This window comes from Marinobacter flavimaris (assembly GCF_002933295.1).
Classification (GTDB): Bacteria; Pseudomonadota; Gammaproteobacteria; order Pseudomonadales; family Oleiphilaceae; genus Marinobacter; species Marinobacter flavimaris.
Map to the genome: position 1 here is coordinate 65,174 of NZ_PSSW01000003.1, position 23,022 is coordinate 88,195.

General features: G+C 58.6%; 21 protein-coding genes. 14 read left to right on the forward strand and 7 right to left on the reverse strand.

Annotation, left to right across the window (positions count from 1 at the left end; translation table 11 throughout):
• Positions 1-87 precede the first annotated feature (87 nt).
• The 5 genes from MDHKLMBL_RS06355 to MDHKLMBL_RS06375 all read left to right on the forward strand — a co-directional run bounded on the left by MDHKLMBL_RS06355 (position 88) and on the right by MDHKLMBL_RS06375 (position 7,616).
• Positions 88-726: a TRAP transporter small permease subunit gene (locus MDHKLMBL_RS06355; RefSeq protein ID WP_014578925.1), complete on the forward strand. Its 639-nt coding sequence runs from the start codon at positions 88-90 to the stop codon at positions 724-726.
• Positions 726-2,090, forward strand: coding sequence for a TRAP transporter large permease (locus tag MDHKLMBL_RS06360; RefSeq protein ID WP_008176768.1), 1,365 nt, complete (start codon positions 726-728; stop codon positions 2,088-2,090). The genes MDHKLMBL_RS06355 and MDHKLMBL_RS06360 overlap by 1 nt, the downstream gene beginning before the upstream one ends.
• Positions 2,091-2,103: 13 nt before the next feature.
• Positions 2,104-2,883: a 3-hydroxybutyrate dehydrogenase gene (locus MDHKLMBL_RS06365; protein WP_104270393.1), complete on the forward strand. Its 780-nt coding sequence runs from the start codon at positions 2,104-2,106 to the stop codon at positions 2,881-2,883.
• Between the two features lie 16 nt (positions 2,884-2,899).
• Positions 2,900-4,888, forward strand: a complete 1,989-nt coding sequence (locus tag MDHKLMBL_RS06370; protein ID WP_104270394.1) for an acetoacetate--CoA ligase — start codon at positions 2,900-2,902, stop codon at positions 4,886-4,888.
• 484 nt (positions 4,889-5,372) lie between these two features.
• Positions 5,373-7,616 (forward strand): NADP-dependent isocitrate dehydrogenase, encoded by a 2,244-nt coding sequence (locus MDHKLMBL_RS06375; RefSeq protein WP_008176775.1) that lies wholly within the window; start codon positions 5,373-5,375, stop codon positions 7,614-7,616.
• A 99-nt stretch (positions 7,617-7,715) separates the two neighbouring features.
• On the opposite strand, the gene MDHKLMBL_RS06380 is transcribed toward MDHKLMBL_RS06375, so the two are convergent.
• Together MDHKLMBL_RS06380 and ybaK are read right to left on the reverse strand one after the other, a co-directional pair.
• Positions 7,716-8,909 (reverse strand): cation:proton antiporter, encoded by a 1,194-nt coding sequence (locus tag MDHKLMBL_RS06380; protein WP_104270395.1) that lies wholly within the window; start codon positions 8,907-8,909, stop codon positions 7,716-7,718.
• A 3-nt stretch (positions 8,910-8,912) separates the two neighbouring features.
• Complete coding sequence (gene ybaK, locus MDHKLMBL_RS06385) at positions 8,913-9,395, reverse strand: Cys-tRNA(Pro) deacylase (protein ID WP_008176781.1); 483 nt, start codon at positions 9,393-9,395, stop codon at positions 8,913-8,915.
• A gap of 222 nt (positions 9,396-9,617) precedes the next feature.
• Between ybaK and MDHKLMBL_RS06390 the strand changes: the two genes are divergently transcribed.
• Positions 9,618-10,805, forward strand: a complete 1,188-nt coding sequence (locus MDHKLMBL_RS06390) for a sensor domain-containing diguanylate cyclase (protein ID WP_175497392.1) — start codon at positions 9,618-9,620, stop codon at positions 10,803-10,805.
• Positions 10,806-10,929: 124 nt separating this feature from the next.
• Complete coding sequence (locus MDHKLMBL_RS06395; protein ID WP_053113496.1) at positions 10,930-12,216, forward strand: serine hydrolase domain-containing protein; 1,287 nt, start codon at positions 10,930-10,932, stop codon at positions 12,214-12,216.
• Positions 12,217-12,226: 10 nt separating this feature from the next.
• Here the strand turns inward: MDHKLMBL_RS06395 and MDHKLMBL_RS06400 are convergent, their stop codons facing one another.
• The gene (locus tag MDHKLMBL_RS06400; RefSeq protein ID WP_008176786.1) at positions 12,227-12,571 is read right to left on the reverse strand and encodes a hypothetical protein; all 345 of its coding nucleotides are present in this window, start codon (positions 12,569-12,571) and stop codon (positions 12,227-12,229) included.
• Positions 12,572-12,767: 196 nt separating this feature from the next.
• Between MDHKLMBL_RS06400 and MDHKLMBL_RS06405 the strand changes: the two genes are divergently transcribed.
• Complete coding sequence (locus MDHKLMBL_RS06405) at positions 12,768-13,019, forward strand: hypothetical protein (protein ID WP_104270396.1); 252 nt, start codon at positions 12,768-12,770, stop codon at positions 13,017-13,019.
• On the opposite strand, the gene MDHKLMBL_RS06410 is transcribed toward MDHKLMBL_RS06405, so the two are convergent.
• Entirely contained in the window at positions 13,016-14,086 is a 1,071-nt protein-coding gene (locus tag MDHKLMBL_RS06410) for a hypothetical protein (RefSeq protein ID WP_104270397.1), read from the reverse strand. The two genes, MDHKLMBL_RS06405 and MDHKLMBL_RS06410, sit on opposite strands and share 4 nt — an antisense overlap.
• Before the next feature lie 202 nt (positions 14,087-14,288).
• On the opposite strand from MDHKLMBL_RS06410, the gene MDHKLMBL_RS06415 reads away from it, so the two are divergent.
• From MDHKLMBL_RS06415 to MDHKLMBL_RS06425, 3 genes are read left to right on the forward strand one after another with little or no spacing between them, the layout of a single operon-like run.
• Entirely contained in the window at positions 14,289-17,747 is a 3,459-nt protein-coding gene (locus tag MDHKLMBL_RS06415; RefSeq protein WP_241956199.1) for a response regulator, read from the forward strand.
• 32 nt (positions 17,748-17,779) lie between these two features.
• Complete coding sequence (locus MDHKLMBL_RS06420) at positions 17,780-18,337, forward strand: hypothetical protein (protein WP_008176794.1); 558 nt, start codon at positions 17,780-17,782, stop codon at positions 18,335-18,337.
• Positions 18,338-18,351: 14 nt separating this feature from the next.
• Entirely contained in the window at positions 18,352-18,765 is a 414-nt protein-coding gene (locus MDHKLMBL_RS06425; RefSeq protein WP_008176796.1) for a response regulator, read from the forward strand.
• 25 nt (positions 18,766-18,790) lie between these two features.
• Here the strand turns inward: MDHKLMBL_RS06425 and MDHKLMBL_RS06430 are convergent, their stop codons facing one another.
• Positions 18,791-19,063, reverse strand: coding sequence for a hypothetical protein (locus MDHKLMBL_RS06430; RefSeq protein WP_041645887.1), 273 nt, complete (start codon positions 19,061-19,063; stop codon positions 18,791-18,793).
• A 546-nt stretch (positions 19,064-19,609) separates the two neighbouring features.
• Here MDHKLMBL_RS06430 and MDHKLMBL_RS06435 point away from each other — a divergent pair.
• Positions 19,610-19,849 carry a hypothetical protein gene (locus MDHKLMBL_RS06435; protein WP_104270398.1) on the forward strand — a complete coding sequence of 80 codons (240 nt, stop codon included), beginning with the start codon at positions 19,610-19,612 and terminating at the stop codon, positions 19,847-19,849.
• A 15-nt stretch (positions 19,850-19,864) separates the two neighbouring features.
• On the opposite strand, the gene MDHKLMBL_RS06440 is transcribed toward MDHKLMBL_RS06435, so the two are convergent.
• The gene (locus MDHKLMBL_RS06440) at positions 19,865-20,398 is read right to left on the reverse strand and encodes a 3'-5' exonuclease (protein ID WP_039882176.1); all 534 of its coding nucleotides are present in this window, start codon (positions 20,396-20,398) and stop codon (positions 19,865-19,867) included.
• Positions 20,399-20,583: 185 nt separating this feature from the next.
• Here MDHKLMBL_RS06440 and queC point away from each other — a divergent pair, with 185 nt between their 5' ends.
• Together queC and queE are read left to right on the forward strand one after the other, a co-directional pair.
• Positions 20,584-21,249, forward strand: coding sequence for a 7-cyano-7-deazaguanine synthase QueC (queC, locus tag MDHKLMBL_RS06445; protein ID WP_104270399.1), 666 nt, complete (start codon positions 20,584-20,586; stop codon positions 21,247-21,249).
• Positions 21,249-21,905 (forward strand): 7-carboxy-7-deazaguanine synthase, encoded by a 657-nt coding sequence (gene queE / locus MDHKLMBL_RS06450; RefSeq protein WP_008176809.1) that lies wholly within the window; start codon positions 21,249-21,251, stop codon positions 21,903-21,905. The genes queC and queE overlap by 1 nt, the downstream gene beginning before the upstream one ends.
• On the opposite strand, the gene MDHKLMBL_RS06455 is transcribed toward queE, so the two are convergent.
• Positions 21,906-22,973, reverse strand: a complete 1,068-nt coding sequence (locus MDHKLMBL_RS06455; RefSeq protein ID WP_008176811.1) for an AraC family transcriptional regulator — start codon at positions 22,971-22,973, stop codon at positions 21,906-21,908.
• Positions 22,974-23,022 lie beyond the last annotated feature (49 nt).

A 23,022-nucleotide genomic window follows, 5' to 3' on the forward strand; every position in this document is an offset into this window, starting at 1 on the left:
CAATTCCGGTGCTCTTTGATTTAGTCTGGATGGCCCTGCGGGGCCATCCTTGTTTCACGGCAGGCTTTCTGAACGAGGAACTGTTGTATGACAGTGTCTGATAAAGGCTCACCACCCGATGTGCATGCATCGGCGTCGGACGCCGGTCAATTTATTCATCATCACACCGAGTTTCCGACCACCCGGCTGAGCAAGGTCCTGGACGGTGTGATTTCTGCGATAGGCAAGAGTGCCTCCTGGCTCTGGATTGTGGTTACCGGCGTGATCATATACGCGGTGGTGGGGCGTTATGCCTTTGGCCAGGGTTCGGTAACGCTTGAAGAGGTCCAGTGGCACCTGGCAGGCGCCGGCTGGTTGTTGGGATTGGGTTATACCCTGGTGACCGATGATCACGTCAGGGTTGATGTCATTCATGAGCGCCTGTCGCTCAAAGGCCAGGCCTGGATTGAGCTATTTGGCCTGGTGTTTCTGCTGCTGCCGTTTCTGGTGCTGGCGGTCTACGAAATGATTCCCTATGCCGTGAGCTCCTGGGAGCAGGGCGAGACCAGTCAGGCGCCGGCGGGCCTTCCTTACCGCTGGATTCTCAAGGGCGTTCTCGCGCTGTCGTTTGGGCTCCTGATCGTCGCGGCCCTGTCCCGTCTGCTGAAAGTGACGGCTTTGCTTTTCGGCTTTCCGAAGCCAATCCGGGTCGAGTCCGGTGAGACCAAGAAAGAGGATGCGTCCTGATGGAGCTTGAAACCCTATTTGTAATCGGCATGTTCCTCACCTTCGGGGCGCTGCTGATGACCGGCTATCCGGTTGCTTGGGTACTGGGCGGCACCGCGGTTATCTGGACCGTTGTTGGTGTCGTCGCCGTTGAGAATTTTGGAGCCAATCTGTGGTTCGATTATCAATCTTCCATGGGGCTTGTGCCCGAGCGAATCTGGAAGGTGGTCAGTAGCGAAACCCTTGTGGCACTGCCCATGTTTATATTCATGGGCATCATGCTTGACCAGTCCGGCGTAGCCGAGCGACTGATGAACAGCATGGTCAAACTGTTTGGCGCCGTTCGCGGCGGCTATGCGGTGACCGTCATCGTTATCGGGGTTCTGTTGGCCGCGACCACCGGTATCATCGGGGCGTCCGTAGTGCTCCTCGGCATGTTGTCCCTGCCGGTCATGATGGAGAACAAGTACGACAAGGGCTTTGCGGTGGGTACGGCATGTGCCACCGGAACCCTGGGTATTCTGATTCCGCCCTCAATCATGCTGGTTCTGATGGCTGACCGCCTGGCGGTTCCCGAGGCGTCAGTCGGTGACCTGTTCATGGGCGCCTTCTTCCCCGGCCTTATGCTGGGTGCCATGTACGTGGCCTACGCGATTATCCGTCCGATGCTGCAGCCGAACATTGCGCCGGTGCCGGAAGGTACTGAAAAAGTGAGCTGGGCCATCGTCTGGGAAGTGGCAAAGGCAGTAGTGCCAACCGCCGCGTTGATTCTGGGCGTATTGGGTTCCATCTTTGCCGGCATAGCGACTCCAACGGAGGCTTCCGGTGTGGGCGCCCTGGGTGCCCTCCTGCTGGCACTGATGTCTGGCCGACTGAACCTGAACGTGCTGAACTCTTCCATGCAGCAGACGACGCGCACGGCGGCGTTCATCTTTGCCATCTTCCTGGGTGCCACCGCGTTCTCCGTGGTCCTGCGGGGTCTGGGCGGCGACCAGGTGATCGAGGACGCCCTGTTGGGTCTGCCGTTCGGTCCTTATGGTGTGGTTCTGACCATTCTGTTCGGCGTATTCCTGCTCGGCTTCTTCCTGGACTGGGTGGAAATCACCCTGATCATCCTGCCGCTGGTTGCGCCGGTTGTGCAAAGCCTCGGCTTTGATCTGGTCTGGTTCACCATCCTGTTTGCCATGTGCCTGCAGACCTCTTTCCTGACGCCACCGGTCGGATTCGCGCTGTTCTACATCAAGGGTGTAGCGCCGCCAGAGATCGCTGTTACCGACATCTACCGTGGCGTTATACCGTTCATCATTATTCAGCTGGCAGCGCTGGCTATTGTGTTCGTGGTACCGGAAATCGCGACCTGGCTGCCCAGCGTGGCTTACGACTAAGGAGAAAATAACCATGCGTCTGGAAAACCGGATTGCTTTGATTACCGGTGCCGGTCGCGGCATCGGCCGGGCCATTGCCGAGGCCTACTGCCGCGAAGGCGCCAAGGTCGCTGTGGCTGACCTGACACTCGAGGCGGCCCAGGACACCGTAGATGCCATCGAGCAGGCCGGCGGCACTGCCATCGCCCTTGAAATGGATGTGACTGACGAAGATGCAGTTGACGTAAACGTCAACTCTGTGGTTAAACAGTGGGGTGGTCTGGACATCGCCATTGCGAACGCCGGCATCCAACACATTGATCCGGTGCACAAACTGGCTTATTCCGATTGGCGCAAAGTCATGAATGTGCATCTCGATGGCGCTTTCCTGGTGACTCGTGCGGCACTCAAGCACATGTACGAGAGCGGCGGTGGCACCATGCTTTACATGGGGTCGGTGCATTCTCTGGAGGCTTCTCCCCTGAAAGCCCCTTATGTGGCGGCGAAGCATGGCATGCTGGGGTTGTGTCGGGCGGTGGCGAAGGAAGGTGCGGAACACGGGGTGCGGAGCAACATCATCTGCCCCGGGTTTGTGCGCACGCCCCTGGTGGACAAGCAGATTCCGGAACAGGCCAAGGAGCTGGGCATTTCCGAAGAGGAAGTTATCAGTAAAGTTATGCTCAAGAACACTGTGGACGGGGAATTCACCACCCTGGAAGACGTGGCAGAGTTGGCCGTTCATCTGGCTGCATTCCCCTCTGCGGCTTTGACTGGCCAGTCCATCGTGGTCAGTCACGGCTGGCATATGCAGTAACATTCAGGAGATATGGATGAGCAATGAAGAACAATCACCGGTAGTCTGGTCTCCGTCGGAAGACACCCTGGCCAATTCCCGTATGGGCCAGTTCAGGACATGGCTTGAGCAGCAGGGTTTCGGCCCGTTTGCTGACTACCACGCACTGCACCAGTGGTCCATTGATGAGCTGGAAACCTTCTGGCAAAAAGTCTGGGATTACTGTGGTCTTGTCTGCGATACACCGGCTGAAAAAGTACTGGGCAAGCATGAAATTCCGGGCGCCGAATGGTTCCCCGGGATGAAGCTGAACTTTGCTGCCAACCTGCTGAGGCTCGCAGATGGTGAGCACCGCGATCGCGAAGCGGTCGTGGCGTACTGCGAAACCCGTCCGGTGCTGCGTCGCACCTATGCCGAACTGAAAGCCGATGCCGGTGCCCTGGAAGCCTTCCTGCGCAGCAAAGGCATCAAACAGGGTGACCGGGTAGCCGGTGTTGTTACCAACGGCTATGAAGCCCTGGTGGGAATGCTGGCCGCTACAAGTCTTGGGGCTATCTGGAGTTCCGCGTCACCGGATTTCGGCATCGGCGCGATTCTTGACCGCTTTGGCCAGATCGAACCTTCAGCTCTGATCGTCGTGAACGGCTACGGCTACGGCGGCAAAGTGTTTGCGCGCCAGCAGGATTTTGCCGAGCTCATTGCCGGCCTGCCAACGCTCAAGGCGGTTGTCAGTGTCCAGCAACTGCCAGACGAGGCTCCGATTTCGGGCGATCTGGTGACTACCTGGGAAAACGCCCTCGCTGCTGGCGAAGGAACGGCTCCTTCATTTACGCCTCTGCCTCCGGATCATCCGGTGTATATCCTGTATTCCTCCGGCACCACGGGCAAACCCAAGTGCATCGTGCACGGTAATGCTGGCCTGCTGGTCAATCATGCCAAGGAGCTGATGCTGCACGGCGACGTTGGCCCCGAAGACCGGTTCCTGTACTTCACTACCTGTGGCTGGATGATGTGGAACTGGCAGGCCTCCGCCCTGATGACCGGTGCCGCCGTGATCACCGTTGATGGCTCTCCGGGTTACCCGAGCCTGAACTTCCTGTGGGACACCGTTGCGGAAGAGAAGGTCACCCATTTCGGAACCAGCGCCCGGTTCATTGCCGGCTGCCGCAAAGGCGAACTCAAGCCCGCAAAAACCCTGGATCAGAGCAATTTGCGAGTGGTGTTTTCCACCGGCTCACCGCTGTTGCCGGAAGACTATGACTGGGTCTACAGCGATGGCGCCCCCGACGCCCTGCTTGGCTCCATTGCCGGTGGCACGGACATCTGCGGCTGCTTCGTGGGTTCAACGCCACTTCTGCCTGTTCGCCGCGGTGAAATCCAGTGCCGTTTCCTGGGCGTCGACGCGGTTGCCTACGGCGACGATGGCCAGCCGGTCAGTGAAGGTCGCGGCGAGCTGGTCTGCCGTCAGCCGCTGCCATCCATGCCCGTTAGCTTCTGGCAGGATCCGGATGGCGAGCGCTACCGCGACGCCTACTTCAACACCTTCCCGGACGTATGGGCCCACGGTGATTTCATCGAGTTCACCGAGCACGGCGGGGCTATCATCTATGGCCGCTCTGACGCCACCCTGAACCCGGGCGGCGTTCGAATCGGTACCGCGGAAATCTACCGCCAGGTCGAAACCGTGGCCGAGGTCAAAGACAGCCTCGTTGTCGGCCGTCAGATCGACGGCGACGTGGAAGTGGTTTTGCTGGTGGTTCCGGCCGACGGCCAGGAAATCACCGACGATCTGCTGAAACAGCTCAAGAGTCGAATCCGCGAAGGCGCCAGCCCACGGCACGTGCCCAAGCACATTGTGGAGGTGAACGACATTCCGTACACCCGCAGTGGCAAAAAGGTGGAATTGGCAGTGGCCCGTCTGATCAATGGTTCGAAGAAGGCGGACAATCGGGATGCTTTGGGGAACCCCGAAGCGTTGGATCACATTCGGGAGCGGTTGGCCGAGGTTGGGCTGTTGCACAGTTGAAGGTCTGAAATCTGATGGAGGCTGTCGGTTTATGCTGTGCTAATCCGACTTACTCTCTTGATTTTGTCGACAAAAATGCTCCCGAGAATGGCCTTGATTGACCGCGCGGAGGCACACCGAGAGGCCCGGTGAGCGGCAGAAGAACCCCTTTCCAAAACTGTGCGGAGCCAGGGATGGCGGAGCCCAAGCGTCACAGGGATGTGCCGTTAGGAGCGTGTTTTGGAAAGGGGTTCTTCTGCCGCTCTACCCGAATGTCCGATGTTAGAAAGTTTCGTAAATTCCCGCCATTTCATCGTCTTGTAACCGAAGATCAGGCATTTTTAGTCCGTTCTTATACTAAGATCGTAACCAAAATTAACGAAAAAATGGTATCTTAGTAGCCCTATCAAAAGTTCCTAATCAGTCATTGCTCAGGTCGGACGTTCAAAAGACGCCTGACCCCGCCATGACCGTCCTGAACCCACCCATTAGCCTGAGGACGAAAATGACATCATCCAAAGCCAAGATTGTCTACACACTGACCGACGAGGCGCCAGCCCTCGCAACACGGTCGCTTCTTCCCATCCTGGAAACCTACGCCAAGCCGGCTGGTATTGAATTCGAAACCAGCGACATCTCTCTCGCGGCGCGTATTCTGGCGAACTTCCCGGATTATCTGGAGGAAGATCAGCGGGTTCCGGATGCCCTGGCCGAACTGGGTGAATACACCAAGGACCCGGACGCCAACATCATCAAACTGCCGAATATCTCAGCGTCCATTCCCCAGCTGCGGGCCGCAATCAAGGAGCTGAACGAGCAGGGTTACAACGTTCCGGAATACAAAGAAAATCCGGAAAATGACGAAGAGAAAGAAATCCAGTCCCGTTATGCCAAGGTTCTCGGTAGTGCCGTTAACCCGGTTCTGCGTGAAGGCAACTCCGACCGTCGTGCGCCGACTGCCGTAAAGGCTTTTGCCCGCAAATACCCGCATTCCATGGGTGAGTGGAGCCCGGCCTCACGCACCCACGTGGCCCACATGCGCGGTGGCGACTTCTACTCCAGCGAGCAGTCTGTCACTCTCGACAAGGCGACCAAAGCCAACATCGTGTTCGAGAACAAGCAGGGTAAGCAGACGGTTCTGAAGGCCGACCTGCCGCTGCAGGAAGGCGAAGTTCTGGACGGCATGTTCATGAGCAAGAAGGCGCTGGTGAAGTTCTTCGAGGACGCCATTGCCGATTGCGAGAACACCGGTGTCATGTTCTCCCTGCACGTGAAAGCCACCATGATGAAAATCTCCCACCCGATCGTGTTCGGTCACGCGGTGAAGGTTTTCTACAAGGATCTGTTCGACAAGTACGGTGAGCTGTTCGACGAGATCGGCGTGAACCCGAACAACGGTCTGTCGAGCGTGGTCGAGAAGATCAAGCAACTGCCGGAATCCAAGCAGGAGCAGATCCAGGAAGACCTGCACGCCTGTTACGAGCACCGTCCGGAAATCGCCATGGTCGATTCCGTCAAGGGCATCACCAACCTGCACGTTCCAAGCGACGTCATTGTTGATGCTTCCATGCCGGCGATGATCCGTAACTCCGGCAAGATGTGGGCGCGTGACAACAAGCTCAAGGACACCAAGGCGGTTATGCCCGAGTCCACTTACGCCACCATCTACCAGGAAGTGATCAACTTCTGTAAGACCCACGGTGCCTTCGATCCCACCACCATGGGGACCGTACCGAACGTCGGTCTGATGGCGCAGAAAGCCGAAGAGTACGGCTCTCACGACAAGACCTTTGAAATCAAGGAAGACGGTGTTGTTCGCGTTGTTGCCGAAGACGGCACCGTGCTGACCGAGCACAACGTCGAGAAAGGCGACATCTGGCGCGCATGCCAGACCAAAGACCTGCCGATCCGTGACTGGGTCAAGCTGGCGGTCAACCGTGCCCGTGCCACCGGTATGCCTGCCGTGTTCTGGCTGGACGACGAGCGTGCTCACGACGCCCAGCTGATCCAGAAAGTGAACACCTATCTGAAGGATCACGACACTGAAGGTCTGGATATCCGCATCATGTCCCCGGTTCGCGCCATCCGCTGGACCATGGAGCGCCTGATTCGCGGTCTCGACACCATCTCCGTGACCGGTAACGTACTGCGTGACTACCTCACCGACCTGTTCCCGATCCTCGAGCTGGGTACCAGTGCCAAGATGCTGTCCATCGTTCCGCTGCTCAACGGCGGTGGCCTGTACGAGACCGGTGCCGGCGGTTCCGCACCCAAGCACGTTCAGCAGCTGATCCAGGAAAACCACCTGCGCTGGGACTCCCTGGGTGAGTTCCTGGCTACTGCGGTCTCCCTGGACGAGCTGGGCGAGAAGCAGAACAACGAGCGCGCGCGTCTGCTGGGTCAGACCCTGGACAAGGCCACCGAGCGTCTGCTGGAAAACAACCAGTCTCCGTCCCGGGTAACCGGCGAGCTCGACAACCGTGGTTCCCACTTCCACCTCGCCCGCTACTGGGCAGAGGAACTGGCCAACCAGGACAGCGACAAAGAGCTGAAGGAGTTCTTCACCAAGCTGTCTGCCCGGCTGGAAGAGAACAAGGACAAGATCCTGGAAGAGATGACGGTGGTTCAGGGCAACCCGGCGGATATCGGTGGCTACTACCACCCGCCGATGGAGAAGGTCTGCGAAGTGATGCAGCCGAGCGCCACGCTGAACCGGATTCTCGAAGAAGCTCGCGCATCCGTGAAGTAAGTCAGCCTGTGAGCATCCGGTTCAACAGCCGGATGCCCTCAAAAAAACCGGACAACCCTGGCGGGTTCTCCGGTTTTTTTATGGCTGTATACCGGGCGTTCATTCCTTGTCCGGTTCGTCCTGATAGCCTTTGCCGGTTTCGCCGGCTCGCCTGAGCTGAATCAGGGTGAGTGGGGGTCCCACCAGTTCAAAGATCACCGTTGCACCAATGACCAGAGGCAGAATATACGTCAGTTCCGGCAGCCGTTCTGTGGCCAGCAGTGCCAGGCCTAGGGCAACGCCGGCCTGGGGCATGAGGCAGGCGCCGATCCGTTTCCGGGTATGAGATGCAGAACCGGCCAGATAGCCGCCGAACCGTCCGCCGGCCAACCTGCCGGCAATCCGGGCGGCAACATAGGCGAGGCCCAGTGCGCCGAGGGTTGGCAGCATGGCCCACTCGAGCTGGTAGCCGGCCATAAAGAAGAACAGGGCCAGGAACGGCTCGGAAACCCCTTCAATTGAGCGGAACGGGCGCACATGATGCCTTGCCCGGTTGGCGACCACGATGCCGAGGGTCATGCAGGTCAGCAGATAGGAGAGACCAAGAAATGACGCGATACCGGCGGCTACAAAAACAAACCCGGCGGACTCGAGCAACATCGGCTCGCCGGGCCGCAGCCGGCCCGTAAGCCAGGCCATAGGCAGACCCAGGACCGTGCCCAGCAGAACCGCCCCTCCGACATCCAAAAGACCGACTCCGAGGGTCGAAAGCCCGGTACCGCCTTCGCCCAGCAGCAGTTGTGCACCGACCAGGCAGATACTGAACAGGATGGCGCCCCAGGCATCATCAATGGCGACGACCTGGAACACCAGCCGGGTCAGCGGACCGTTCGCACCAGCTTCCTTCAACGTATCAAGTGTTGCTGCCGGTGCTGTTGCTGTTGCGATGGAACCCAGGAGCAGCGCAGCGGGTAGATTACGAGTAACAAGCCAGACTGCAACGGCAACAAATGCCGCCGTCACCAGAGTGACCGCGAGGCTCACAATCACGGCTTCCCGGCCTTCTGACAGGTTTTTCACTGCCATGCGCTCGCCCAGCAGGAAGCCGACCATGGCAAGCGTTAATTGGGTAATGAATCCGAAGTGATCGTCTGCACCTGCTGGCAGAAGATCCAGAAGTTCCGGCCCGGCAAGCGCCCCAAGCAATAGCAACAGGGTAACCCTGGGCACGTGTATGCGCTGGCCGATGCCGTGTGCGGCAAGAGCCAGCAGCAGGGTGCCGCCGATTAGTAGCAGATCCGTTGCGTGATTCACGGGCTACTCCTGGTGGGGGGTGGAATGTAGCGGAGCGAACGCGCCTTTGGTCAGGAGGGCCAGATCGCGGGGCGCAAGTTCAATCTCTAGCCCTCTGCGCCCCCCGCTGACAAATATGGTGTCGAAGTCCAATGCCGAGTCGTCAATAAAGGTTGTCAGCTGTTTTCTCTGGCCCAGGGGGCTGACACCACCCAGGACATAGCCGGTGGTGCGCTCGACCAACTGTTTGTCTGCCATCCCGGCTTTTTTCCCACCTGAGGCCCGGGCGATCAGTTTCATATTGAGCATGGTGGTCACCGGGACAATGGCAACCACCAGCTCCTTGCCGTCGATGGCCACAACCAGTGTTTTGAAGACCCGGGCGGGATCCACGCCGGTTTTCTCGGCGGCCTCGGTACCATAGCTCTCGCTGGCCGGGTCGTGGTCGTACTCATGGATGGTATGGGGTACAGAGGCTTTGCGCGCAGCGTTGATGCCAGGCGTCATGCTGGGCTCCTGAAAGACGGCAGAAACCGGGAATTAAAGCAGCTAAGCGGCATCACAACAACTGTCTGGCGTGGAGGCAAAACCCGATTCCCGGGTGGATTTTACCGGGCATGACATTTGACGCTCGACTTAAAGCGCCGTTATGACTATTTTTCGTACATTATAATTATTCAAACATCGATGGCGGTGTTCATGGAGCCTTCGTCGTCGAAATCTCAGGGAATGAAAAGCTTGAACGAAAACCGCACACCCCTGCGGCGCGCTGGCTGGGTTGCCGTGGTCTATCTGATCGCCGGCTTTGCCTGGATTGCGTTTTCCGACACTCTCGCGGAAGCATGGTTTCCCGATCCGAAAACCCTCTCCGTCATCCAGACCTGGAAAGGCTCTTTCTTTGTGCTGATAACCGGGGTGATTCTCTTTTCCGTGTTGCTCCGCCAACTCACCAAGGATCGGGCCCTGCTCAACCTCCAGCACCGACAACGGCAAGCACTCCGTGAGCGCGAGCGGCAGCTCCAGATCCTGATGGACAATCTCCCGGGCATGGCCTATCGCTGCCTGTATGATCCCGACTGGACGATGAAATTTGTCTCCCAGGGGTGTACCAAGTTGACTGGTTATGAACCGGACGAGTTGGTCAATAACCGCGTCACCAGCTATGCGGCGCTGGTCAGCGACGCTTCTAATCAGCAACTGTTCGAGCAAGTCAGAGTGGCCCTGGAAAAAGAAGAATCGTTTTCCCTGGAATACGAGGTCACCCGAAAAGACGGCAGTCGTATCTGGGTCTGGGAGCGGGGACGAGGCGTTCAGGAGGACGATGGCTCGCTCCACCTTGAAGGCATCATTCTGGACATTTCTGACCGCAAAGTGCTGGAGACAGAGCTTGAGCAAATGGCCACTCGGGATCCCCTGACCGGTCTTCTGAACAGGCGGGAAATGTCCCGGGTGCTGGATGAGGAGCTTCAGAGAGCCCGACGTTACCAGCGACCCATGGCGGTGCTCTGGGTGGATTTCGACCATTTCAAGGATGTGAATGACACCTACGGCCATGCTGCAGGTGACTCGGTTCTCAGAGCTATCAGCCGCCTGTTGCTGGGCAGCGTCCGCAGCGTCGATTCCATCGGTCGGTTTGGCGGAGAGGAGTTCGTGATTGTTTTGCCTGAAATGGATCTGGAGGAGGCCCAGGAAACGGCCGAGCGTTTGCGGCGCAAAGTGGCGGAAGAGCCGCAGCCGTTGGGGAATGGCGAGGCGGTGCCCCTGACCATCAGCGTGGGCGTTGCGGTCTACCCGGATCACGGGCAGACTGCTTCGACACTCTGCGCCGCCGCCGACAAAGCCATGTATCTGGCAAAGGACAGGGGCCGCAACTGTGTCGCCATGGCGCACCTGCACGACCAGGTCCATAATCAGTAGTGAGACTCGTGTCCCGGCAGGTGGAGGAGGTGACGTCCGCTTTGCCGCGGCCCGGCCAATGTGGCCCGGGCCGGTTCTGTTGAACATAGAAAAACAACAATCGTACTGAAAAAGGTTTGAGCCGATGAACCGACTTGCCCGCCGTGCCCTCCATAGCAGTCAGATTCCCGAGGATCTCGAATCCGTCACCTTTCGGGATGATGCCGGTGAAAATCCGGCAGCTGCCGGTGTCAGTCAGGAAACGGTTGATGCCCTGTGGCGCAGCGTCCAGAGCCTTTACCGGACCGGCGTGCACCCGGGTATCCAGATTTCCATCCGCCACAAGGGTGAGCAGGTTCTGCACCGGGCGATTGGCCATGCCAGTGGCAATGGCCCCCATGACCCGCGCGACGCCGCCAAGGTTCCGATGACGACTGATACTCCGATCTGCTACTTCTCCGCCTCCAAGGCGGTGACGGCACTGCTTATGCACATGCTGGCGGAACAGGGCCTGGTCAACCTGATGGATCCCGTCTCCTACTACTGCCCGGAGTTCGGGGTTAATGGGAAAAGGACCATCACCGTTCACCAGATTCTTTCTCACCGCGGGGGCATTCCTGCCATTCCACGGGAAACGCCGATTGATGTGCTGTGGGATAACGATGAAATCTGGCGTCTGCTCTGTGCTGCACGACCGGTGGAAGTGGACGGCGCCAAGGTGGCCTATCACGCCATCACCGGCGGTTTTGTCCTGCAGCGGGTATTGGAACGCGTCACGGGCGACACCATTGAAAAATACCTCGACAAGCATTTGCGTCGGCCCATGGGCATGAAATGGTTTACCTATGGCATTGCCCCGGAGCATCTCGATGAGCTGGCCTGCAATTACGCCACCGGACCAACGCCCCGTTTCCCCGTTTCCTGGGTTGTTAACCGCGCGCTGGGTGGCGATATCCGGACCGTCGAGCGGGTTACCAATGACCCGAGGTTCCAGGAAGCGGTGATTCCTGCGGGCAATCTGTGCGGCACCGCCGAGGAAATGGGCCGCTTCTTCCAGATGATGCTGAATGGCGGGCTCTGGAACGGCCGTCGTATCTGCAGCGAAATCACAATCCGCCGGGCCATTCAACAGTTCGGTTCGCTACAGATAGACCGCACCATGATGATACCCATGCGCTTCAGTGCCGGCATGATGCTGGGTGGCAATCCGGTGGGCCTCTGGGGTCAGAACAGCCGGTTTGCTTTCGGTCACGTCGGTCTGATCAACAAGCTGTGTTGGGCGGATGCGGCCCGTGATATTTCGGTCAGTCTGCTGAACACCGGCATCCCGATCGTCGGTCATCACCTGCCGGCACTGGCGAAGTTCGTCTATACCGTGGGCAATCGTTTTCCGCTCATACCCGAGCACCGGCGACCGCTGATCGCCGCCTAAGGCAAAGGGTTCAGAGCGTCCTGAGCTGGGCTTCGAGTATGCCCAGCACGGAGGACAGAATGTCCCTGAAATCCGTCAGGGTCTGGGTGCGCTGGATGACGTCTTCCCGGTTTTCATCAAGTCGCTCAAGCTTGGGCACAACCCGGCGTATGCCTTCTGTAATTACCTCATAGGGGTAATGGTGGTCCTGGATACTGAGCTTGTTTATCTCGGCCACTTCCTGGCTGAAGATGCTGATGATGTCGTACAGCATGTCCTTATGGTGAATGCTGCTGGCTTCCCAGTAGGCATCGTCCAGCAGTTCCAGCAGCGACAGATATTCACGGAGGGTATCCGCCACGGATGTCTGGGTCATGGGAGCTCCTGTCGGTGGGCAATGTCGTCTCTACAGGGAACTATAGCAGGGGTTCTGTCGTCTGGATGACAGGTGGTCCGGCAGAGCTGAAAATAAAAATGAAACTCTATTCATTTTAATTGCACTATGTCGGACAGTTGTGCAGACTTGCGTGATGGGAAAAGGATCTATCACGACTCATTGGACGAGAAGCCGAATGGACAAGCCCACACCCCCCAGTAACCAGCCCGCCTCCCGCGAGGTCAAGCTGGACCATCACGACAGCGTTCGCAATCATGTGCACCAGCAGGTGCGCTCTGAAGTTGAACGGCTGGAGCGCCGAATAGAAACCCTGCGTCTTGTCAAAGCACCCCACGCGGCCATCATGATCTCCACCTATGAACGCATGATCGACCGCAAGAAAGGCTTCCTGCAGAACTGGGACCTCAGGGATGGCGGCGCCAGCTAGCGCTCGGCAATAGCCACCGTTGACCAACTGGTGACTGCATCCGCGTCTTCCTGGTAGGTGCAATTGGCCGGATTCGGAATGGTGTCCTGCCCGTCGGTTGAGTCAGGGTCGTCAATGCGCGCTGGCTCGCCGTTCGAGGCAAAAATCCTCACCAGATCCATGTTGTAATCCAGCTCGACTCTCAGGCAGTCCGGGCTGTTGTCTCCCAGGCCATAACCTGGATAGCGATCAAGTGTGATCACCTCGGATTCGTCATTCTTTATAAACAGCGTGTCGGTGTTTTCGTCAATGAAATCCTGGCGCAGTTCAATGCTGCCATGGTTCCGGCTCAGGTAGTCGGCGGTGGCGAATTCGGTGGGGCTGTAGCCCAGTGTCATGAAACTGTTGGCATCAAACCGGCTGCCTGCCAGCACGCTGACCAGTTCCGGCTGGGCGGCCTGCTCCTCTTCTTCAACACTGCGGCTGACGTACTGGATCGTGCGATATACCTTGTTTTCGAGATCCGAGCCTTCCGGGCCATCCGGCAGGTAACGCCAGTCGAGCGTCGGGTAGATCCAGAGCTGGTCGTTCAGCGGCAGATCGGCAATCACCGCCGACTGGTCTGTGAACCGGATCTGCGCGCCGTTGCCCCGGCTGTTGTAGGTGCCTGCGACACCATCTGCAATCCTCTGGCTGATGTATCGTTTGCCTTCCTGGAAATTGGTGACTTCGCCGGAGGCCAGCACCTGGTTCATCAGGTCCAGCGGGTTGCGCACGCTGTCATAGCTGGTGCCGGCGTCCGTTGGCGTGGCGCGGATGAAAACCTCGATGTGGCTGCGTATTTCCCCGGTGGTTTGCAGGTCGTCGGAATCGTCTGCTGCCGGCTGGATGCCCCGGTAAAAGTCCCAGAAACGGGTATTGCCGAGGTTGTCCGGTGCCACCTCCGTGTTTTCCAGGTTGAAGCTCGAGAACGTCAGATCCACATTGGTCGCCGGATTGAACGCGGAAGGTCCGGTATCCTCAAGTCCGCAGCCACTCAGGACAAGTGTGGTCATGGAAACAGCGGCGAAAATGCAGGAATGTCTCATTTCAGATGGCCCCGGGATGCGAAAAACGGTGTAAACGGCTAAAGTGAGTCACCGGGTCGGTATAGCCCCGGCGTGGCTACTGACAGTAAAACAAAAAACCGGTATCTACCCTCGCGGAGATCACATTTTGCGGCAACGGCTTGAATTGGCGCTTCCAGCGGTGACGTCTTTGGTAGCGGTCCTGCTGTTCCTGGTCACGGCCATGATGCCGGCGTCGGCCAGTGCGGCCGGGCCCTGCCATGATGGCGAGATTGTACTGGACGGCGGTATCGAGAGTATCCGTGATCTGGGTGGCTGCATCTGGTATCTCGAGGACCCGGGGCAGGAACTGACCCTCGATGAGGTTCGCGCTCTCGAATCGGGTGCCTTTACCCGCCACGACGGCGGCGTGTTGAACTTCGGCTACACGGAATCCGCATACTGGGTGCGCCTGGATCTCCGCTCCGCGGGCAATCCGGACCAGAACGGATGGATCCTTGAGCTTGCCCTGCCTCTGGTGGATGAAGTCACCCTGTTCATGGTTCGCGACGGAGATCTGGTTGATCAGCGACAGGCGGGTTATGAGGACAACTGGGTGGAACGGGACCTGGCTGTCCCCAACCCGACATTCCGCCTTTCACTGGCACCGGATTCCCTGAGCCACGTCTACTTGCGGGTGGTCAACACCAATACTTTCCGTCTGCCGATCAGCCTCTGGCACCCGGACAGCTACATTGAAAAAGTCTCGGTGGATGAGCTGGTGCGGGGCATCCTGCTTGGTTCGGTGCTGGCCATTCTTGCCTACAACCTGTTCGTCGCGGTCTCGGTTCGCGAGCGGAGCAACATCTATTACGTGCTCTACCTGGTCTTTGCGGCCATCTTTATCTTCACCGAACAGGTTCACGGTATCCAGCTTCTCGACAGCCGGCCCGCTCTGTTCGACAAGCAGTTCCTGCACTTCCAGATCATTCTGACCTGGTTCTGGGGCCTTCTGATGGCAAGGTCGCTGCTTGAAACCCGGGAACGGTCGGCCGATCTTGATCAGGTCATCCGCCTGTGCCTGTATTCGGTGGTTGCCACTTTCGTGCTGTCGCTGTTCCTGCCCTACCACGTGGCCATGGAATGGATTGTGGTTGGCTCCATTCTGCTGAGCCTGATTTTGATCGTGGTCAGTTACCTGTCCTGGCGCTATTACAATCCGGCGGCCCGTTCCTATTTTTTCGCCTGGACACTGGCGCTGGTGGGCTTCGGTATCTATGCCCTGACGGTGATGGGCATACTGCCATTGAACACCTTCACCGCTTACTCACCCCAGTTTGGTCTGACCGCGCAGATTATCCTGTTTTCTTTTGCCCTCGCAGACAGGATCAAGCAGGTCCAGGGCGAGGCCCTGGGCTGGAGCCAGCGGGCGTTGTCGAACCTTCAGCGTTACCAGTCGCTGTTCGATAACGCCATCGAGGGCGTGTTCCAGATGTCGCCGGACCGGCGATTTGTCACGGCCAATCCCGCCATGGCGCGCCTGCTGGGCTATAACAGCAGCCGCGAGTTGCTCAAGCGGAACCCGGACGTACTGGAAACCTGCATCGCCGACGAGCGGTTGCGGCGGCTGGTGATCGAGCAGCTGGAGGCCCGGGGCACGGTCAAGGGCATTGAGGCCCGATACCTTACCCGGGACGGTGACGAGCGCTGGGCGACCATCTCACTGCATACGGTGTATGACACCGAGGGTGAGCCGACCCATCTGGAAGGCACCTGCATCGACGCCACCGAAAGTCACAATCGCTTGAGGATCGAGAGGGAGCGCGAGCAGGAGCGTCTCGAGAAGGAGCTTGCCCGCAATTCCGCGGAGGCGAAAAGCCAGTTCCTGGCCAATATGAGCCATGAGATCCGCACACCGCTGGCAGCCATCATCGGTTACGGAGAAACGCTGCTTGATCCGGATCTCAGTGAACCGGAGAAAAGAAGCAGTGCCGAGACGGTGGTGCGCAGCGGCCGACATCTGCTGGACCTGGTCAACGACATCCTCGACCACTCGAAAATCGACGCCAACAAACTGGATGTGGACATCGTATCGGTCAATCTGCCGGAACTTCTTGACGAGATTCGCGCCTTCTTCGCGCCAAGAGCCCGGGAAAAAGGACTGGATTTCAGCATCATCTGCGAATACCCGTTGCCGGAGCAGGTGCGCACTGACCCCACCCGACTGCGCCAGATCATTATCAACCTGTGTGGTAATGCCCTTAAATTTACCGATAAGGGGTCCATTTCCCTGGTGGTCCGTTGTGATCGCGATCAGGAATTGCTCGTGGCCCGGGTCGTGGATACCGGCATTGGCATGAAGCCGGAGCAATTGGGGCGGCTGTTCGATCCCTTTGCCCAGGGCAGCGCCGCCATTTCCAGGCAATATGGTGGCACCGGCCTCGGGCTCAGCATTTCCCGGCGTCTGGCGGAAATGCTTGGCGGCAGTATCCGGGTGAACAGCACCTATGGCGAGGGCAGCGAGTTTGAGCTTTCGATCCGGACCGGGCCACTGGATGAGGTGCATTTCCTGCGCGACGCCTCGGAGCTGAGCCAGCGCCGCCGGACCATCCCCATGGTTGTCGCGCCGCGATTGTCAGGGCGTATCCTGTGTGCCGAGGACAACGAGGTGAACCGGCGGCTTGTTTCCCTGTTGGTGTCTCGAACCGGAGCCGAGCTTGTCCATGTGAGCAACGGAGCGGAAGCCCTGGAAATGGCGATTCGCGAACCCTTTGATCTGATCCTGATGGACATACAGATGCCGGTGATGAACGGCCGTGACGCCACGGCGGCACTTCGCGAAGCCGGGGTGAATACGCCGGTCATCGCGCTCACCGCCAATGTGATGTCCGAGGACATTGCCGATTATCGCCTGGCCGGCTGCAATGAACACCTGGCGAAGCCCATCGACAAGCAGCGCTTCTATGAAACACTGGGACGATACCTTTCGGTGACGCCGGCCTCCGCTAATGAACGAACCTCACGCTATCAGGGCAAGGTGCTGGTTGCCGAAGACAACACCGAAAACCGGCAGCTGGTAGAGCGTATGCTGCGCCGGGAAGGTCTGGACGTCGTGGCAGTGACCGGCGGCGAGGACGCGGTTCGGACTGCATTGTCCGATACGGTTCATCTGGTGCTGATGGACCGTCACATGCCGGGAATGGATGGTGTTGATGCCACCAGGTTGCTGCGCCAGGCCGGGTTCCGCCGGCCGGTGATTGCCTTTACAGCCGGCGATCAGCAGGAAACCGATGCATTGCTTGAGGCCGGATGTGACGGCGTGCTGAACAAGCCCATTGATCAGTCCCACCTGACGGCCCTGCTGGATCGGCTGCTGGGCACGGGCCCCGTTTTCGCCGCGGATACCGGCGAAGACGCTGAAATTGCCCACCTGGTGGCACAGTTTCTTGATGGGCTTGCCGCGCGGCGGACCCGAATGGATGCCGCGCTGGCGGACGCAGATCGTGAAGCAATGAAAACCGAAGCCCACCAGATCAAGGGCACGGCGGGTGCCATGGGCTATCCGCTGATGACCCGACAGGCGGGTATACTGGAAGAGCTGCTGAAAGTCACTGAGCCGGACTGGGAACGTGTTCGCAGCGAACTGAAGGAACTCGGTGAAATGATAGACCGTGCCCTCGCCGCTGCGAAAACGCCAGGCTGACGTGTGTGAGTATGACCAACAGGAAGAACCCGATGAGTGAGCTGCCGGAACGCCGAGAACACCATTCCCTGAGCATGATGTATGGTACCTATGCCGACATCCTGTTTGTGTTGTTTCCCTTTCTGATTATCGGTATGCAACGGTTGTGGGAAGGCCGGCTTTACGAAACCCTGCTGCGACCGGACCTGAGCATCGCCGCCGCTATCCTTGCCGGTCTGGCTATCGGCAAGTTCGTGCTCGGTCTCGTGACCAACCGGGAGCTCGGGCGCTACAAGGAGCGCATTGTTTTCTTCATCGCCCTGACGCTTTTCGTGGTGCTGGGGCCGGCAATCATTCTGATCCTGAGTATACTGGGAAGCGCGGATGTACCCGGTTTTGTAACCTTTGTTCAGCCGATCCTTCTGATTATTGCGATATCCCTCTACACAACCGCTGTGAGCATCAGCAATATACTGACACGGTTTGGCATGGAGGACGGGACGACGGCCAATCCGGAGACCTCGCCACGCTCTGACTACAGTGACATGAGCGAGCCCCGACCAGCGCCGCTGGACCTGCCACGGCGCACAGGCAACGACCCGACAGTTTGAGAGGAGCAACCCACATGACGGATCTGAAAGTGCTGGTAGTGGAAGATGAGCCTGTGATGCGAGAGCGGCTCGTGGATATGCTCTACAACGCTGGCGCAACCAAAGTGATCGAGTGTATTGACGCAGCTTCCGCCAGGACGGCTTTCAAAGCCGGGGAATTTCACATCATCCTGCTGGATCTGGGGTTGCCGGACGGCGATGGGCACGAACTGATGCTGGAATTCAAGGACGCCCGTGAGGAACAGCACATTGTGCTGGTGACGGCGGACGATTCGATCGAGAGTATTCAGCGTGCGATCAGTGCCGGCGCTAACGGCTACGTGGTCAAGCCTTATTCCCAGGAAAAAATACACGATGTGGTCAACAATTACGCCATGGTTCACGGCGGCGATATGGCGATGATGCAGGGTCTGAACCGGCGCCACTGACCGGTTCAGACACGCGGCTTCTGAATCAGGCGACCTGCCGGGCAATCCAGGAATTGTAACGGGTCGCCAATGCTCTGACGTACCTTGCCTCGGCGTCGTTCATATTGCCCAGGACGCCCTTGAAGATCCAGCCCCGCTCATACACTCCCAGCACCCGCTGTTCGTCATCCAGATTGACGCGCTGATTAAGTTTTTTGCAGATGGCATCCAGCAGCGGCAGCTTCTCCGGACGCTTGATCGGGCCCTGGCGATTGTTCATGGGCTGGTTTGCTGCGCGAGTTGTCGGATGTCTTTTCATGATGTTCTCCTTGTCGTTTTGCGGCTGCAAAAACAAAACCCCGGTGCCTGAAGCGACCGGGGTTTCGCGGAGAAGCTGACCCGGTCGCTACATAGGCTCCCGGGACTGACCGAAAGCCGTTAGATGTCTTTCACCATCGCGCGGACAGACTGCCCTGCATGGCAACCTGCTGCTGTGTAAGCGCTGAACTGTGGAATCATTCTGGTCATACCGGCTCTTATGTTTCGGTTCGACTACCAGTGTATAGGCTAATGGGCCGTTTGCAATAGCCCGGCTTCTTCGGCAAACCCCTACAGACGGCCTCCAGGGGCGCTTGGCATAATTCTTTCCGTCACGTGTTTTACGTTGTGCAATCCCGACTGCCTGCCGCGCCAGGCAGTCGATGGATCTCTCCTTTCTACGCAGCCTCTATGGCTGCGTTTTTTTTGGGTAGTGGAATCTTCGTAGCCATTACTTCTTACAGATTTTGCGGCCTGTCCCGGCGATAATTCGCACACTAATATTCGATTAATCGCCATCAACAGACAGAGGTTGAAACCTAGCAAAATGTCCGACGAAGCCGGATCTGCCAGTAAAAAGTTCCGTTCCCACGCATTGATTGAACTCGCCCTGATTATTGCACTTGGTCTTTACCTGCTGGTCGCGCAGGAGCAGGTCGTGGGTGAGAATCTGGTGTTTACCGTGACCGGAGCCGCGCTCATGGCCCTGGTGACCTACTGGACGCAGAATACCCTTCGGGATGGTCTCGAGGTCATCGCACTGCGTGTCCGTCACGCCAGGCACTGATCAACCGGGAATGCGTCAGGCCTGCCGGGTTTGACCCGTTAACGGCGCCAGTTCGTCCTGATTCGGCGCAATCCGTTCCCAGGTCTTGTGGAGAATCAGGGCATCGTTTGCGGCCCGATGCACAGGCAGGCCAAGCTCTGTAATCACCTGTTGGCGAAGTGCTGACCATTCGCGCACCTGCCTCGTGTCCAACAGCGCTGAAATGGATTCAAGCTGAAACGTTGGCGTCATGCGGGCGGCCTTGAACAAACGGTGCAGCCAGAAACTGTCGAAGGTCCAGGCATCGCAAAACACCTGTTCCGGCAGCAGTTCGTTGAGGGCACTGGCGACTTCGCTCACCGCAATACCATCCGCTTCCAGGGTCTCGCGGGAAATGCCGTGAATCTGCTCAGCGCTTTGTGACCAGTCCTGCCACAGCACGTGGGGGCTGATCAGCCAGCTGTGGAGAGTGCCATCCGGCATGCAGATTCCCACCTCAATGGGGTAGCTCGCGATCAGATCAAGGCTTGATGCCTCGAAATCGATGAATGCCGGCTGGATAGTGGTCATGGAGTCAGTGTAGCTGATGAGTTGTTTTTCGCTGAGTTTACCCGCCCCGCAAGCGAGACGCGAACCCAACCTGTTCCTGCACTGTTACAATATGTCCATTCATTGTAAAAGCCCGATGACAGCAACAGGCCTCGGGCGCGACAGTAAACCAGCCAAATCCGAACCGCACCATACGGGGAGCCCGAATGACAGACACCGTAGTCGTTATCTATTCCGGAGGCATGGACTCCTACACCCTGCTGCATCTGGCCCGGGAGCGCGGCTACCAGGTTCATGCCCTGTCCTTCAACTACGGGCAGCGCCATGTCCGGGAGCTTGAGTGCGCGCGTTCGGTCTGTGAAGCGCTGGGTGTACCCCACAAGGTGATCGATATCCGCGCCATGAGTGAGGTGATGGCCGGCTCATCGCTGACCTCGGATATCGATGTGCCGGAAGGCCACTATGAAGAAGACAGCATGAAATCGACCGTGGTGCCTAACCGAAACATGATTCTCCTGTCCCTGGCGACCGGTTACGCCGTGACCGCAGGTGCTGGCGCCGTCTGGTACGGAGCTCATGGTGGCGACCACGCTATCTACCCGGACTGTCGCCCGGAGTTTGTGGATAAAATGGACGCGGTCTGCCGCGTGGCCAACTACGAGCCGGTCGGCATTGAGGCGCCTTTCATGACCATGGACAAGGGTCAGATCCTGGCTGAAGGCCTGCGCCTGGGACTGGACTATGCACAGACCTGGACCTGCTACAACGGCCGGGAGCGGGCTTGTGGACGCTGCGGCTCCTGTGTTGAACGACTGGAAGCCTTCGCTGCCAATGGTGTCAAAGATCCCCTGGACTACGAGGCGGCAAGCTGATGTATCGGGTCAAGGAAGCCTTCTACACGTTGCAGGGTGAAGGTGCCCAGGCCGGGCGTGCTGCCGTGTTCTGTCGTTTCAGCAAGTGCAACCTTTGGACCGGTCGCGAGAAGGACCGCGCCACTGCCGTGTGCAATTTCTGTGATACCGATTTTGTCGGTACTGATGGCCAGAATGGTGGTCGCTTTGAAACCCCGGAGGAACTGGCCCGTCACATACGCAATCTTTGGCCGGAGGCACCCGGCAAGCCCTACGTGGTCTGCACCGGTGGCGAGCCCCTGCTGCAGCTGGATGCTCCCCTGATCGAGGCTCTGCACCGGGAAGGGTTCGAGGTAGGGGTAGAGACCAACGGTACCCTGCCCGCGCCCGAAGGCATCGACTGGCTCTGCGTCAGTCCGAAAGCCGATGCCCCGGTGGTGCTTGAGGCCTGTGACGAGCTGAAGCTGGTCTATCCCCAGCCCCTGGCGATGCCGGAGCGATTCCTGGGCATTCGCGCAAGCCATTATTTCCTGTCGCCGATGGCCTCTCCCTCGATACCGGAAACGGCTGTGGATGAGATCAAACAAAGCAATACCCGACGCGCCACCGATTATTGTCTCGCGCATCCGCAGTGGCGCCTGACCCTGCAAATGCACAAGATCATCGGCATCGACTGATTACCCCGTGGCCAGTGCCCGCCTGGCGGTAATCAGCCCGGGGCCGGGTTGCGAAATTCGGTAATGGCTGGGGCTGCTGCCGGTCCAGCGCTTGAAAGCCCGGGTGAAATTCGCCGCGTCGGCGTAACCGAGGGCATCGGCAATCTGGCTCAGATTCATGGTGGTACTGCGGAGCAGATCCTGTGCCCGTTCCAGGCGGACCTGATCTACCAGCTGCTGGAAACTGGCGTCTTCTTCCTGCAGCCGCCGCTTGAGCGTTCTCTCGGACACAAACAGGGTGGCCGCTACCCTGGCCAGTTTTGGCGGGAAGGGGTGGCTGGTCTCGATTACCCGTCGGACGCGACAGGCAAATCCGGCGTCTTCGGTCAGCTGCCGCAGCGCCTCCTCGCACTGGGCTTTGGACGAGGCCGCCAGTTGATCATCGGTGAAGCGCACGGGCAGGCTCAGACGGCCAACCGGAATCACCAGGGCATTCTCCGTAGCGCCGAATTCCACCGGCACCGGGATCTGTGAGCGGAAACGCTGGAAATAGGCCGGCTCCGTTCCCCGGCGAACAATCCGCAAACCGTCAATGACCGAGCCTGTCAACTGTGCCCCCATGGAAACGCAACCAAACAGCATGGCATCCATGATAAAGCCGTGCAGAGGCCCCAGGTCGATATCACAATGCACAACGTACCAGGCCAGGTTGCCGGTCTCCCGTTTGCAGACCCGAAGGTGAGGCACCCTTAGCGTCAGGTATCGGGTCATCAGCTCCATGGCATCGCCCAGGGTACGGCTACTCATGACGGCCGTACCCAGGGCGCCGTGCAGGGGCAGCTTCAGCTCCCTGGCGAGCATGATACCGAGCCCCGGTTCGCCGCTCTCGATAATGGCCCGGGTGACGAATTCGCTGGCCTGGGTCTGGCTCACCCGCCGATCGGTGGATTGCAGGCGGACCGGGTCAAGACCGACCCGGAGGAGGAGGTCCTGTTCGTCAACACCGATGGTGTTCAGCAGTTCGGCCAGAAGATGCAGGTAGATGGCCGGCATGCCCAGGTCCTGTGCCGTTGAAACGGAGGCGCGCATGGGATTTCCTCGTCTGATTCTGTTCTTGTTATGTCGCAGAACGCTTGGT